We start from the raw sequence: 13620 nt of genomic DNA, 5'->3' as shown, positions 1-13620 counted from the left end.
CATGGCTCGTGCCCGCCATCTTCGGTGGCACGGCCGGCGACCCATCCGCAAGTCGGCACGCCGCCAGAAAGCAAGGTTTGCAAATGAAGTCCGATCACGCCAACCCCGGCCATCTGCGCGATTTTACCACCGATGCCCGGGTGCTGCTCATTGCCGGCATAGCAGTGGTGGTTGCGACGGCGGGGTTGTTTGCCGGCATTGCCCTTTTGAAGCTGATCCGGCTTGCCACGAACATCGCCTATTTTGGCCAGTTCACGCTCGCCGACCTGAAACTGCAGGATACGCCGCTTGGCTATGCCTCGGTATTTGTTCCGGTCATCGGGGCACTGATCATCGGTGTGATGGCTCGCTTCGGAAGCGAAAAGATTCGCGGCCATGGTATTCCCGAAGCCATCGAGGCGATCCTGCTCGGACGCTCGCGGCTCGACGCCAAGGTGGCAATCCTGAAGCCGTTGTCGTCGGCGGTCTCGATCGGTACCGGCGGGCCATTCGGCGCGGAAGGGCCGATCATCATGACCGGCGGCGCCATCGGTTCGCTGATAGCGCAGATGCTGCCGGTCAGCGACAATGAACGCAAGACGCTGCTGGTGGCGGGTGCGGCGGCCGGCATGACCACCGTGTTCGGAACGCCGATCGCCGCCATCATGCTTGCGGTGGAATTGCTGCTCTTCGAATGGACGCCGCGCAGCTTCATTCCTGTGGCGGTCGCCGCCATCATTGCCGAGGTCGAGCGCACCATGCTGCATCTGCCGGGGCCGATCTTCCCGTTTCAGGGCGGCATGGAGGTTTCATTTCCCGGCCTTGCCGGCTGGGTGCTGGTCGGCATGGCAGCCGGGCTGCTATCAGGGTTGCTGACCCAGATGGTCTATGCCTGCGAGGACGGTTTCCAGAAGCTGCCCATCCACTGGATGTGGTGGCCGATGCTCGGCGGCCTGGTGGTCGGCATTGGCGGGCTGATCGAGCCGCAGGCGCTCGGCGTCGGCTATGACAATATCGCCGACATGCTGGATGGCCGCACGATAGCGACCGCCGCGCTCACGCTGTTGGTGGTGAAGGCGATCATCTGGTCGGTCGCACTCGGCTCGGGAACGTCGGGAGGTGTGCTGGCGCCGCTGCTGATCATGGGCGGGGCGATGGGCGCGGTCCTCGCCGGCTTCCTGCCGGCCGCGGATCCGGGCTTCTGGGCGCTGCTGGCGATGGCGGCGACGATGGGCGGCACCATGCGTGCGCCGCTGACCGCCACCTTCTTTGCGGTCGAACTGACCGGCAACACCCATGTCCTGGTGCCGCTGATTGCGGCGACTGCCACCGCGCATGCGGTGACCGTGCTATTGATGAAGCGTTCGATCCTCACCGAAAAAATTGCAAGGCGAGGGCATCACATGGTTCGCGAATACCGTGTCGATCCGTTCGCCCTGACCAGGGTGCGCGAAGTGATGACCAGCGAGGTCGAAAGCGTGCCGGCGACGATGACGCTGCATGGCGCTGCAGCGTTCCTGACGGCGCCCGAGACACGGCATCCGAGCTTTCCGGTCGTCGACGAAGAGGGCCACGTGCTCGGCGTCATCGACCCGCCGGCGATCTTGCGCTGGAGACGCGCCGGCAAGCACCGCACGACGACGCTTGGCGAACTGCTGGCCGGCAGCAAGGTCACGCTGGCCTATCCGGATGAGTATCTCGAGGGCCTCTCCGACAAGCTGCTGATGGCGAATGTGTCCCATTTGCCGGTCGTCACGCGAGAAAATGCCCGGCTGGTGGGCTATGTCGGCTGGAAGGACCTGATGCGCGTCAGATCGAAGAAACAGGCCGAAGAACGCGACCGCTCGGCTTTGCTGGGCTTCCGTATCCGGCACAGGAAACAGGATAGCGTTGCCTGAAGGCTACAACTTGCCGCGCTTGGCCCAATCCAGCACATAGAGCCGGAGCGCCGAGGAGAGATTGGCATCCCGCGGGCGGCTCTCGTCGATTTCGGCGACAAGCGCGGCGAGCGTCAGTTTTCGCACGGCCGCGATGGCGCCCAGTTCGTCGTAAAAAGGCTTTTCGAGCGAATAGCTGGTGCGGTGGCCGCGAATGGTGACCGAGCGCTTTTCCACCGGGCTCACGAGACGATCCTACTCACACTTCAAGCATCGGATTTGTCCGAATCGCCCGAATTTTCGCGGCGATGGCCGGCGACGAATTTATCGGCCTTGTCGGCGATCAGGCGGTCGCGATCCCGGCTGGGTTTGGAACGGCCATGCAGCGCCCGGTTCTGTTCGGCCAGGCGCTCCTTCTCGGCTCGCGCCTTCTGCTTGCGTGCCTGACGGAGATTGACGATCTCGGCCATGTCACGCCGCCCGTCGGGTCACTTCTTGCGGAAGGCGTCAAGCGACACCACGTCGGCGCCCTTGGCGCCGGCGTCGGCCGCGGCAGGCTTCTTTTCCGCCTCGGCGGTTTTCTTCTTCGTCTCGGGCTTTTTCTCGGCGACGATGGCCAGCGGTTCGGGAGCAGGCTTGGCCTTTGTCTCCTGTTCCGCCGGGGTATCGGTCTTGACGTCGAATTCGAGCTCGAAGTTGACGGACGGGTCGTAAAAGCCACGTACGGCCGAGAACGGGATTTCCAGTTTCTCCGGCACGTCGGAAAACGACAGCCCAACCTCAAAGCCGGTGTCGCTCACCTTCAGGTCCCAATACTGGAACTGGATGACGATGGTCATCTGTTCGGGATAGCGCTCGCGCAGCCGCGACGACACGCGCACGCCCGGCGCGCCGGTGAGAAAGGTGATGAAGAAATGATGGTTGCCCGGGAGACCGGTGCGCGCGACCTCGGCCAGGACCTTGCGCATGACGCCGCGCAACGCCTCCTGGGCCAGAATGTCGTAGCGGATGTGGTCGTCGGCCATGTGGCTGTCGGGTTCCGTTGAATCGTCCTGATAGCTGTAATCAAGCTTGAGCGCGGCGTAAACCGGATATAGATCGCCGGCGTGAGGAAGCGAAGCCCATTGGCGACGATTTGATCGTCAAACGGCTTTGATCGTCAAGCGCTGGCGAGCGCGCCCTGTTTGCTTGCCCGGGCCATAGGCTGCCGCTTGCCGAAGGCGCGCAGGAAGGTGCGCACGCCATTTGTCGCCGACTGCACCACCTCGTCCTCGGTCGGTGTGCCGCCGAGCATGAACGTCGTCTGCAACTCGGCATTGGCAAGCGCCATGAACTGGCGCGCTGCGACATCGGGATCGTCGATATCAAGGAAGCCGGCATGAGCGAGGCGGGCGAAGCGGGCGGCGATCGCCGGCCATGTCCTGCCCGGTCCCTCTTCGCGCCATTCGGCGAACAACTCGGGATAGCGCCCGCCCTCGGTCTGGATCAGCTTGCGCAGGAATTTGCCGTCGCGGTTGCAGATGCAGTTGTGGTTCATCCGCACAGCAAAGGCGATGAGGTCGGCCTCGAGATCCTTCGGCTGATCGGGAAAAGTGGAAATAGTGGCAAAGATGCCGGCGTTGCAACGTTCGGTGAGGTCGCGGACGATGGCAACGAAGAGTTTTTCCTTGTCGCCGTGATGATTGTAGATGGTCTGGCGGGAGACGCCGGCCTCGGCGGCAATCATGTCGATATTGGCACCGGCGAAGCTTTCGCGGCAGAAGACTGAGGCGGCGGCATCGACAATCGACATCCGCTTGGCCTCATGGCCCCGCGGCGGGAAAATGTCAGGAGAAACGTTGGCCTTCATGCAAAACTATATAGAGGTGGTTGACGAATTAGACAAGCCTGTCTAAATTTGTGGACTGCACGAAGGGGGTTTCGTTCCGCAGAAGAGTCGGAACTCCACGGGATGGAACGTCCTAGGGTTACGCGCCGGTCCTCGGCGGCAACCAGAATTCGAAAGAGCCTGCTATCATGAACGCCAAATTCCTCCGCATTGCGGTCGTGCTCGGCCTATTGTCCGCGATCGGCCCGTTTGCCATCGACATGTATCTTCCGGCCCTGCCTTCAATCGGTGAGGATCTGCATGCCGGCACTGCCGCGGTGCAGATGAGCCTGCTGATCTTCTTTCTTTCCATGGGCTTCGGCCAGATCGTCGTCGGACCGATCTCCGACATGGTCGGCCGCAAGCTGCCACTCTACGGCGGCCTGGCGCTGTTCATGGTCGGCGGCGTCGGCTCGGCGCTGGCTCCCTCGATCGAATGGCTGATCGCCTTCCGCTTCCTGCAAGGGCTCGGCGCCAGCGCCGGCATGGCCGTGCCGCGCGCGATCGTGCGCGATCTGCATACCGGCACCGAGGCCGCCAAGCTGATGTCGCTGCTGATGCTTGTGTTTTCGGTGTCGCCGATCCTGGCACCGCTGACCGGTAGCCAGATCATCGAGAATTTCGGCTGGCGCGCCGTGTTCTGGACGGTGACGGGCGCGGCCGTGCTCGCCACCATCCTGCTGGCGACCTCGCTCAAGGAGACACGGCCGGTCGAGGAGCGCGCCGGGTCGTCCTTCGGGACGGCACTTTCCGGCTACCGCTTCCTGATGGGCGACCGCAACTTCCTTGGACTGACGGCCATCGCCGGCTTCGGCATTGCGAGCTTCTTCGTCTATCTGTCGAGCTCGTCCTTCATCCTGATCGACCATTATGGCCTGTCGCCTTCGGTCTACAGCGTGTTCTTCTCGATCAATGCGGTTGCCTTTATCGGCATGTCGCAGCTGACCGGGTTGCTGTCGGAGCGGTTCGGGCTGCAGCGCGTGGTGCGCGTCGCGGTGACCGGCTATGCGACGACGATGGTGGTGCTGTTCGCGGTGATGGCATCGGGTGTCGACCGGCTCGACGTGATGGCGGCGCTGCTGTTCATCGGCTACGGCTTTCTCGGCCTGGTCATCCCGACGACGTCGGTGCTGGCCATGGAAGAGCATGGCGAGATCGCCGGTACCGCGTCGGCGCTGATGGGCACGCTGCACTTCGCCATCGGCGCGGTCGCCATGGGCGTCGCCGGCGTGTTTTTCGACGGCACGCCGCTGCCGATGGTGGCGGGCATCACGCTCTGCGCGGCGATCTCCTTCACACTGGCCAAAATAACGGTCGGCCGCAGCCGGGACGTCGCGGAGGCGCCGGCGGAGTAAACTTCGCCTATCGAGACAAAAAGGCCGGGCGATGTTCCCGGCCTTTTCACGTTTGCGGTCCCGGTTCAAAGCAGCCTATGCCTATATGACGGGTTCAGGACATGCAGCTTCGACATCTCAAAACCTTCGTGGCGGTCGCCACCACCTTGAACATCACGCGCGCTTCCGAGCGGGTTCATCTTGCCCAATCGAGCGTGACCGAACAGATCCAGGCGCTGGAAAGCGATCTAGGCACGTCGCTGTTCGACAGATCACGGCGTGGCTTGAAGCTGACGGCGGCGGGACAACGCCTGCTGGACTACGCAAACGATCTCCTCGACCTCGCGGACGAAGCCCGTTCCGCAGTCGCCGACGCGAGCGGCACCGTTGCCGCTCGCCTGACTGTCGGCGGCCTGGAAACGCTTTGCTCGACACGCTTGCCAGCTCTGCTGGCGGAATTCCATCGGCGCCATCCCGATGTGGAACTGAACCTCAGGGCGGACGATAGCAGTGGGTTGCGTGCCGGCGTGACAAGCGGGGCGCTGGACGTATCTTTCCATTTCGGAGCCGTCCCGGCGGCGGCGCCGGAGCTGCGAAGCGAGCAAGTGGCAGTAGAAGAGCTCGTCACCATAATGCCGGCAAATCACCGGTTGGCCGGATATTCTGCCATAACGCCCGACGATCTGGCTGACGAGGCCTTCGTCGTGACCCAGCCCGGTTGCGTCTATAGGCGGATGTTCGACGAAACGTTTGCCGCAATGTTGCCTGACCGTCCAAAACTCGTCGGCGAGTTCGCCAGCATGGGTGCGATACGGGGCCTTGTCGCAGCCGGTCTTGGCTGCGCGCTGGTTCCGCGTCTCGTGGCTTCCGCGGCTGACGCCAATATCGTCGTGTTGCCTTGGGTCGCAAGCAGCCCGGTGACGCCGGTCATCATGGTATGGCGCCACCGGCGCATTCAAGCGCCGGTCATGCGGCTGTTCCTCGCAATGGTTCGCGAAATCTGGCCGTCACTAGACCAGCCGCTGGCCACCATCGACATGAAGCACGGTTCCGGTGATGAAGCCGTTGTGCATGAGGGACGTGATGGCTTGGGCAATGTCGGTTGCCTGGCCGATCCGGCCGACGAGCAGACGCTTTGCCATGGCCTCCAGCGCAGCCATCTTTCCGCTGCCGACGACGGCATCCCAGATCGGCGTGTCGACCCAGCCCGGCGAGACGACGTTGACGCGGATCGGCGCCAGTTCGACGGCAAGCGCGTAGGCGAGTGAGCCAAGTGCCCCATTAACGGCTGCCACCACCGAGCCTTTCGCCGCCGGACGATAGGCGGCGATGCCTGAGGTCAGCGTGATCGATCCCCTAGGCGTCAGACGAGGCGCGCCATGCTTGGCAAGAAGAAGCGGTCCGACGACTTTGGAATCCATCACTTTGCGCGCCACCGAGATATCCATCTCGGGAAGCAACACATAGACGCCGGTAACGTCGGCGGCGGTCGAGACGATGTGGTCGAGCATGCCGACATCCTGGAACAGGCGCTGGACCTCGTCCTCGCTTGTGACGTCGGCTGCGATCGTCCTCAGCCTTTCCGGGTGAGGCAAGCGCTGCCGTGCGGCCGACAACCGGTCCTCGGAGCGGCCGACGATCGTAACCTCGGCGCCGGCGGCAAGCTGCTGTTCGGCAAGCGACAGCCCCATACCGGAACTGCCGCCAACGATCAGGATGCGTTCGTGTTTTGGTGTGGTTTCCTGGTTCATCTTATCTCTCCATGAGGCAGCTCGCCGGGCATGACCACACGCGGCGAGGCCTTGTCCCGCAAAGGCGTGGAAGAAGGGAAACGGGAAGAAACGAATGCTGCCATCGGAGGTTCCGATGATGGGAGGCCCTTGGGCTTTCGCAAAACCGTCGCTTGCGGCGCTTCGCTACGACGCTGTCTCGGAGAGGACGAACCGCAGCCGCGGGTCGACGGGCGCCAAGGGCAGCGGCACCAGCTCGTAGCCTAGTTCCGTGTAAACGGCGACGAGTGCGTGAAAGGTGCGTTCAGCCTCGTCCATCGTTTGCTTGCGTTCGTTGTCCTGCCGAAAGATTTCCGGCCATGGCGGCGCGACGAAGACGCGCCTGGCATAGCGGAAGCGTCGGGCGGCATTCGTGGCGTGATCGGGAACCGGCACCCCGGTCAGGCGCAGATAGCCAAGAGTGTCCGGCACGCCGCGATCGAAGAAGACCAGGCCGGATTGCTCGCCCGCGATCCGGTAGGAGCGCAACTCCCAAGACAGCATCAACTCGGCGAACAGAGCCGCCAGGGCAGGGCCTTGCCGCCTATCGCCAATTGGTCGTGAATGATGCTGCGCCGGCTTCGCCCGAGGTTGCGAGGCCTGCCACCTTAAGAGCCTCGATCAACGTTGTCTTGCCTGAGCCCGGACCGCCGGTCAGCACGAAAAACCGATTGGAATCGTTTCGCATTTCTGATCCATGGATCGGATGGGGGAAGTATGAAGACAGGCGTTTTTTGGACCCGTCAGGACGCATGAAAGCCCGGCCGGCGGGGCCTGCTTCTGCATATGTCGAGAGGGAGAAATGGAGGTTTCTGTTGCCAGGTACCTCCGAACCCCGCCTAGAAGTGCGAACCACTAGGGCTTGAATTGAAGCTATCGCACCGCTTACGCGGCGAGACGTGCTTCCGCATAGTTGTCGTTGGCAACTATAAGTTTAGCCCGATAACGGTGGTACAATGCCGGGCAAAAGTACGATCTTTACACCTTCGTCGATCCTATTTCGCCCCCAGCAAAAGCCGCTCCTGAGCAGCGGTTTTTGGTGGAGGCGCCGGGTACCGCCCCCGGGTCCGAACGGCTTATTTCATCGCCTGTTTATCGCCATAGTCGGTCGAGCCGACGAGGCGAATATAGGGACTGACGGTGGAAAATGAAAGGCCGGAATGCCACTTTCGTCCGTGTTAAAGTGGATCATCAAGGGGTTGACTTGCAGCCGGTCTCAACCGAAGCTTTGTGGCGGTGAGGAGACCTAGCGCATACTTGCGGCAGCGCGCCACAATCCTCATTGACCGGATCCCGTGGCGCCGACGAGGGGAAATTCGATGGCCGATTATCTCGCAGACGTAAAGAAATATGATGCGGCGGCGGATGCCGACGCGGTCGCCAAGATCGTCAAGCATCTGGGCATCGCGCTCAGGAACCGCGATTCCTCGCTGGTGTCCTGCACCGACCCGGAGGAACTGAAGCGCGTCAGGAACAGCTGGGTCGCCGGCAAGCTCGGCGTCACCGACGGTGCCAAGGCGGATGCGGCTATCGAAAAGACCTGCAAGGCTATGGCGGCCGACAACAGCAAGAGCCGGGTGACATTCTATTACCTCGTCGCCAAGGATCTGGGCATGCTCGGCTCGCTCTGAGCAACCTGGCCGCCGGTGCTGGTGAGGCTTCTGCTGGAATCGTCTCGCTTTGCTGTGTTCGGCCGACGGTCATTCGGCTATGATGGCTGACAACCCGAATCGGACCGGAGCCGATGCGCCAGTATCTCGACCTTCTGAAGCATGTGCTGGAAAACGGCGCTGATCGCGGCGACCGCACCGGCACCGGAACGCGCTCGGTATTCGGCTACCAGATGCGCTTCGACCTGGCCCGCGGCTTTCCGGTCACCACCACCAAGAAGCTGCACCTGAAGTCGATTATCCACGAGCTTTTGTGGTTCCTGGCCGGCGACACCAACATCAAATATCTCAACGATCACGGCGTCTCGATCTGGGATGAGTGGGCCGACGAGAACGGCGATCTCGGCCCGGTCTATGGCAAACAATGGCGGTCGTGGCCGGACGGCCATGGCGGCGCCATCGACCAGATTGCGAATCTTCTGAAGGAGATACGCAAAAATCCTAATTCGCGGCGGCTGATCGTTTCGGCGTGGAACCCGGCCGAGGTGGAGGCCATGGCCTTGCCGCCCTGCCACTGCCTGTTCCAGTTCTATGTTTCGGAAGGCAAGCTTTCCTGCCAGCTCTACCAGCGCTCGGGCGATATCTTTCTCGGTGTGCCGTTCAACATCGCTTCCTATGCGTTGCTGACGCTGATGGTGGCGCAGGTGACCGGATTGAAACCCGGCGATTTCATCCACACGCTCGGCGACGCGCATCTTTACTCGAACCATTTCGAACAGGCGCGCGAACAATTGCGGCGTACGCCCAAGGCGTTGCCGACGCTGTGGATCAATCCCGAGGTGAAGGATCTCTTTGCCTTCCGCTTCGAGGATTTCCGGCTCGAGAACTATTTCGCCGACGCGACGATCAAGGCGCCGATCGCGGTCTAGCACCATAGCTGACCGTGCATATCGACATTGCCTACTGCGGCTGCGCCCTCGGGCGTTGTCAGCATCCATCTTGATTGGCCGACGTCGACTTGACGCGCAATCCCTGGTCGCTGATTTTCATGTGAATATTTCCTTCGGCGTCGGTACCGCTGTATCCAACGAAGATTATCGCAGGCCGGGAAAACCTCAGCTCAGAATGCCGTCGGCGGTAAGGAGCCTTTCCTTGTTATGTTCACATGGATATATCGATGGACGGCTTCGGGCGTTCCGAGACGAGGAGAGTTTCATGCTGGCGCGCAAAGGTTCGACGACGATTGCCATCGCGGGTCTCGCCGCCATCCTGATGGCCGCGGTGCCGGCGGCCCATGCCGATGACAAGGTGGTCGTGTTTGCCGCGGCGAGCCTGAAGGATGGGCTCGATGCCGTCAACAAGGCCTGCGAGGCCGATGTCGGCGAGGCGGCAACCATTTCCTACGCGGCGAGCTCGGCGCTGGCCAGGCAGATTGAAAGCGGCGCGCCGGCAGACCTGTTCATCTCGGCCGATCTCGACTGGATGAAATATCTTGCCGACAGGAAGCTGACCAAGCCCGAAACCCAAGTGAAACTGCTCGGTAACCAGATCGTGCTGGTTGCGCCGCGGGATTCCAAGGTTGAAACCAGGATCGAAAAGGGTTTCGATCTTGCCAAGCTCGTCGGTGACGGCAAACTTGCCATGGGCGATGTCAAAGCTGTGCCGGCAGGCAAATACGGCAAGGCAGCCCTCGAATCGCTCGGTGCCTGGTCTTCGGTCGAAGGCAAGGTGGCGCAGGCCGAGAATGTCCGCGCCGCTCTAAAACTGGTATCGACCGGCGAGGCAGCACTCGGCATCGTCTACGCCACGGATGCGCATGCGGAACCTGGCGTCAAGGTGGTCGGCACTTTCCCCGCGGGTACCCATCCGCCGATCATCTATCCGGTCGCCCAGCTTGCCGATTCGAAGAGCAGGGATACCCCGGCATTCCTGAAATGCCTGCAATCCGCCAAGGCTGGCGAACTCTTCAAGGCGCAAGGTTTTACAATCCTCGCGCCGAGCAACTGACGTACGGCACCGCACATGAACTGGCTGCTGGATCTCGCTCCCGACGAATGGAATGCGGTCCGGCTGTCGATCAAGGTGGCGACCGTGGCGATGATTGCCAGCCTGCCGCCGGGCATTCTGATCGCTCTTGTGCTTGCCCGCGGCCAGTTCTGGGGCAAGACGCTGCTCAATGGTCTGGTGCATCTGCCGCTGATCCTGCCGCCGGTGGTGACCGGCTATTTGCTGCTTTTGACTTTCGGCAAACGTGGTCCGGCCGGCGCTTTCCTGGCCGAACATTTCGGCATCGTTTTTTCCTTCCGCTGGACTGGCGCCGCGCTCGCCTGCGGCGTGATGGGCTTTCCGCTGATGGTGCGGGCCATCCGGCTGTCTATCGAGGCCGTCGACCGCAAAATCGAGGCGGCCGCCGGCACGCTCGGCGCCAATCCGCTATGGGTATTCGGCACGATCACGCTGCCGCTTATCCTGCCCGGCCTGATCGCCGGTGCGATCCTCTCCTTCGCCAAGGCGATGGGCGAATTCGGCGCGACGATCACCTTTGTCTCCAACATTCCGAACGAGACGCAGACGCTACCGTCGGCGATCTACACTTTCACGCAGGTTCCCGGCGGCGACGCCGGCGCGCTCAGGCTGACGCTGATCTCGATCGTCATCTCGATGGCGGCACTTGTTGCCTCGGAAGTGCTGGCGCGGCGCGTCGGCCGGCGGATGGACATCGAATGACGGTTCAGGTCGACATCAGCCACCGGCTTGGCGATTTCACCGTCAATGCCCGCTTCGAAAGCGCCGGGCGGCTGACTGCGCTGTTCGGGCCTTCCGGCTCCGGAAAGACGACGCTGATCAATTTGATTGCCGGGCTGATCCGCCCCGACAAAGGTCGTATCGCGGCAGATGGCCGCGTGCTGGTCGATAGCGATGCCGGTCTGTTCGTGCCGAAGCACAAACGGCGGATCGGTATGGTGTTCCAGGATGCGCGGCTGTTTCCGCATATGAGCGTGGCGAGCAATCTGCGCTATGGCCGCTGGTTCACGCCGGCTGCCGAGCGTTACGCGGATATCAATGGCGTGGTCGAACTGCTCGGGATCGGCCATTTGCTCGACCGGCGGCCGGCAAAACTCTCCGGTGGCGAGAAGCAGCGTGTGGCAATCGGCAGGGCGCTGCTTGCCAGTCCGAAATTGCTGCTGATGGACGAGCCGCTGGCTTCGCTCGACGAGGGGCGCAAGGCCGAGATCTTGCCTTATATCGAGCGGCTGCGCGACGAGACGAAAATCCCGATCGTCTATGTCAGCCACTCTATCGCCGAAGTGGCGCGGCTGGCGAGCGACGTCGTGGTGCTGATGCAAGGAAAGGTCGCCGCTTCCGGTCCGACCGGAGCGATCATGCAGCGTCTGGATCTATTGCCGGCCGAAGAGCGCGGCGAGGGCGGTGCCGTGCTGGATACCGCGGTTCTGCGCCACGACGAAGCCTTTGGCATGACGGTGCTAGGCTCATTGGCGGGCGAGATCCGGGTGCCGCTTCTGGCAACGCCAGCCGGTGCGCCGGTGCGCGTCCGCATCCGTGCCCGCGACGTGATGATCGCCACCGAGCAGCCGGTTGGCCTCAGCGCGCTCAACATATTGCCGGGCACGATCGTGGCGATAGAGCCGGGCGAAGGGCCTACGGTCGAGATTGGCCTCGACTGCAATGGCGCAACCGTGCTTGCCCGCATCACCGAACAGTCGCGGCAGACACTGGGGCTTCGGCTTGGTCGACAGGTCTTCGCCGTGGTCAAGACGGTGAGCTTCGACCGGGCGAATACCGGCGCCGGCCTGCCCGCCGAGGCGGATGAGTGAACGGCCGATGATTCGCTATATCGTTTTGGAATAGCGGTATCGCTGCAGAACTTGTAGAATAGCGTCACCGCGGAGGAGCAAATGCCGTCGCTGAGTTTGCGGATAAATCTCGATCCAGATGGCCGCATCGGACCGGGCAAGATCGAGCTTCTGGAACAGATCGCCGCCTTCGGCTCGATTTCGGCCGCGGCACGCGGCATGGAGATGTCCTACAAGCACGCCTGGGATCTGGTCGAAGACATGAACCGCGTGTTCGGCAAGCCGCTGGTTGCGGCACAGACGGGCGGCAAAAAAGGCGGTGGCGCCCAGTTGACATCGGTTGGGCTTGCTGTGGTCAGCCGCTTCCGCGCGATCGAGCGGGCTGCGTCTTCAGCAGCGGCGGCGCATATGGAGGCGCTGCAGGCCGAGATCGACGCAGCGTGACGCCGGCGGAATTCATGCCGCGTGTGATCCCTGTTACTTCTTAGGCTCGCCCGGCTTGCGCAGCAGATAGGTGTCCATGATCCAGCCTTTTTTCCGGCGGGCCTGCTCACGGGTGCTCACGATCTTGTCGCCGACGTCGCCAATCCGGCCCGAGATGACGATCTCGTCGGGCGTCCCGAGATAGGCGCCCCAGTGGACGGTGACGTCGTTGTCGTCCAGCGTGTTGAAGGCGCATTTGCCGTCCAGCATGACGATGGTGCTGCCGGCGTTTTCGGGCAGACCTTCCTCGGCGAGCCGGCGGCCGGTGGTGATCAAAATGGCGTCGCCGATCCGGTTCAATGCCATTTTGTGGCTGGCTGCGAGTGCCTGGATGGCGGTGATGCCAGGGATGACCTCCAGCTCGAACGCTACACTGCCTCTGAGGCGCACGCGGTCGAGGATGCGCAGCGCACTGTCGTAGAGCGACGGATCGCCCCAGATCAGGAAGGCGCCGGAGCCATCTTCAGGGAGTTCGTCGCGGATCAGGCCTTCGTAGATCGCGGCGATCGCCTCGTGCCAGTCGTCGACGGTCGAGCGGTAGGAAGGCGCCGGCTCGGCGCGCACCGGCACCTCGAATTCGACACGGCGCGAGTTCGGATTAATGACGAAGCGGTCGCAGATCTGGCGGCGCAATTCGGCGAGATCGTTCTTCTTGGCGCCCTTGTCGGGAATGAACAGCACGTCGGCCCGGTTGAGACCGTTAATGGCCTGGACCGTCATGTGCTCCGGATTGCCGGCGCCGATGCCGATGACGAGAAGCTTGCGCATGGGCGAACTCCTGCCCGATCGGGACCGGCGTGTCTAGACCGACACGACATGCCGGCGGGCGCCGGCGCATTTGCCGAAAGGCTTTGAAACGCCACATTGAACAGCTAGAGTCATGTTG

General features: G+C 62.5%; 15 protein-coding genes, 1 other RNA gene and 3 pseudogenes. 10 read left to right on the top strand and 9 right to left on the bottom strand.

All coding sequences use genetic code 11. The features are described 5' to 3' along the window. Positions 1–83: 83 nt before the first annotated feature. The gene (locus NKI58_RS17335; protein ID WP_352786727.1) at positions 84–1877 is read left to right on the top strand and encodes a chloride channel protein; all 1794 of its coding nucleotides are present in this window, start codon (positions 84–86) and stop codon (positions 1875–1877) included. A 3-nt stretch (positions 1878–1880) separates the two neighbouring features. Here the strand turns inward: NKI58_RS17335 and NKI58_RS17330 are convergent, their stop codons facing one another. The 4 genes from NKI58_RS17330 to NKI58_RS17315 form a co-directional block, all read right to left on the bottom strand. After that, on the bottom strand, positions 1881–2102 hold the full coding sequence (locus NKI58_RS17330; protein ID WP_023676709.1) for a ribbon-helix-helix domain-containing protein: 222 nt from the start codon (positions 2100–2102) through the stop codon (positions 1881–1883). Positions 2103–2122: 20 nt separating this feature from the next. Then, the gene (locus NKI58_RS17325; protein ID WP_023676708.1) at positions 2123–2326 is read right to left on the bottom strand and encodes a DUF4169 family protein; all 204 of its coding nucleotides are present in this window, start codon (positions 2324–2326) and stop codon (positions 2123–2125) included. 18 nt (positions 2327–2344) lie between these two features. Next, positions 2345–2881: an SspB family protein gene (locus NKI58_RS17320; RefSeq protein WP_023676707.1), complete on the bottom strand. Its 537-nt coding sequence runs from the start codon at positions 2879–2881 to the stop codon at positions 2345–2347. Positions 2882–3015: 134 nt separating this feature from the next. Further along, complete coding sequence (locus NKI58_RS17315; protein WP_352456524.1) at positions 3016–3705, bottom strand: TetR/AcrR family transcriptional regulator; 690 nt, start codon at positions 3703–3705, stop codon at positions 3016–3018. A 167-nt stretch (positions 3706–3872) separates the two neighbouring features. Between NKI58_RS17315 and NKI58_RS17310 the strand changes: the two genes are divergently transcribed. Then, the gene (locus tag NKI58_RS17310) at positions 3873–5078 is read left to right on the top strand and encodes a multidrug effflux MFS transporter (protein WP_352786726.1); all 1206 of its coding nucleotides are present in this window, start codon (positions 3873–3875) and stop codon (positions 5076–5078) included. Between the two features lie 101 nt (positions 5079–5179). After that, positions 5180–5305, top strand: a pseudogene (locus NKI58_RS17305) (LysR family transcriptional regulator); the annotation flags it as partial. A 24-nt stretch (positions 5306–5329) separates the two neighbouring features. On the opposite strand, the gene NKI58_RS17300 reads toward NKI58_RS17305, so the two are convergent. Then, positions 5330–5521, bottom strand: a complete 192-nt coding sequence (locus tag NKI58_RS17300; RefSeq protein WP_352786736.1) for a hypothetical protein — start codon at positions 5519–5521, stop codon at positions 5330–5332. Here NKI58_RS17300 and NKI58_RS17295 point away from each other — a divergent pair. Beyond that, positions 5495–5995, top strand: a pseudogene (locus NKI58_RS17295) (LysR family transcriptional regulator substrate-binding protein); the annotation flags it as partial. The gene NKI58_RS17300 and the pseudogene NKI58_RS17295 sit on opposite strands and share 27 nt — an antisense overlap. A 72-nt stretch (positions 5996–6067) precedes the next feature. On the opposite strand, the gene NKI58_RS17290 reads toward NKI58_RS17295, so the two are convergent. The 3 genes and pseudogenes from NKI58_RS17290 to ssrA form a co-directional block, all read right to left on the bottom strand. Continuing rightward, entirely contained in the window at positions 6068–6808 is a 741-nt protein-coding gene (locus NKI58_RS17290) for an SDR family oxidoreductase (RefSeq protein ID WP_352786725.1), read from the bottom strand. A gap of 165 nt (positions 6809–6973) precedes the next feature. Beyond that, positions 6974–7514, bottom strand: a pseudogene (locus NKI58_RS17285) (AAA family ATPase). A gap of 113 nt (positions 7515–7627) precedes the next feature. After that, positions 7628–7983, bottom strand: a transfer-messenger RNA (tmRNA) gene (ssrA, locus tag NKI58_RS17280). A 162-nt stretch (positions 7984–8145) separates the two neighbouring features. On the opposite strand from ssrA, the gene NKI58_RS17275 reads away from it, so the two are divergent. The 6 genes from NKI58_RS17275 (at position 8146) to NKI58_RS17250 (ending at position 12695) form a co-directional block, all read left to right on the top strand. Next, positions 8146–8457 (top strand): DUF2853 family protein, encoded by a 312-nt coding sequence (locus tag NKI58_RS17275; RefSeq protein ID WP_023676702.1) that lies wholly within the window; start codon positions 8146–8148, stop codon positions 8455–8457. A 113-nt stretch (positions 8458–8570) separates the two neighbouring features. Continuing rightward, positions 8571–9365 carry a thymidylate synthase gene (locus NKI58_RS17270; RefSeq protein ID WP_023676701.1) on the top strand — a complete coding sequence of 265 codons (795 nt, stop codon included), beginning with the start codon at positions 8571–8573 and terminating at the stop codon, positions 9363–9365. A gap of 286 nt (positions 9366–9651) precedes the next feature. Next, positions 9652–10443 carry a molybdate ABC transporter substrate-binding protein gene (modA, locus tag NKI58_RS17265; protein WP_352471611.1) on the top strand — a complete coding sequence of 264 codons (792 nt, stop codon included), beginning with the start codon at positions 9652–9654 and terminating at the stop codon, positions 10441–10443. A 15-nt stretch (positions 10444–10458) separates the two neighbouring features. Then, complete coding sequence (gene modB, locus NKI58_RS17260) at positions 10459–11163, top strand: molybdate ABC transporter permease subunit (RefSeq protein ID WP_023676699.1); 705 nt, start codon at positions 10459–10461, stop codon at positions 11161–11163. Continuing rightward, the gene (modC, locus tag NKI58_RS17255) at positions 11160–12272 is read left to right on the top strand and encodes a molybdenum ABC transporter ATP-binding protein (RefSeq protein ID WP_352589561.1); all 1113 of its coding nucleotides are present in this window, start codon (positions 11160–11162) and stop codon (positions 12270–12272) included. Before modB ends, modC begins: the two co-directional genes overlap by 4 nt. An 81-nt stretch (positions 12273–12353) precedes the next feature. Continuing rightward, positions 12354–12695, top strand: a complete 342-nt coding sequence (locus tag NKI58_RS17250; RefSeq protein WP_023676697.1) for a winged helix-turn-helix domain-containing protein — start codon at positions 12354–12356, stop codon at positions 12693–12695. 33 nt (positions 12696–12728) lie between these two features. On the opposite strand, the gene cobF is transcribed toward NKI58_RS17250, so the two are convergent. Further along, positions 12729–13502 (bottom strand): precorrin-6A synthase (deacetylating), encoded by a 774-nt coding sequence (gene cobF / locus NKI58_RS17245; protein ID WP_352589564.1) that lies wholly within the window; start codon positions 13500–13502, stop codon positions 12729–12731. Between the last annotated feature and the right edge of the window lie 118 nt (positions 13503–13620).

The organism is Mesorhizobium sp. M0522, from assembly GCF_040321085.1.
Taxonomy (GTDB): Bacteria; Pseudomonadota; Alphaproteobacteria; order Rhizobiales; family Rhizobiaceae; genus Mesorhizobium.
This window is presented reverse-complemented; position numbering and strand designations above follow the sequence as displayed.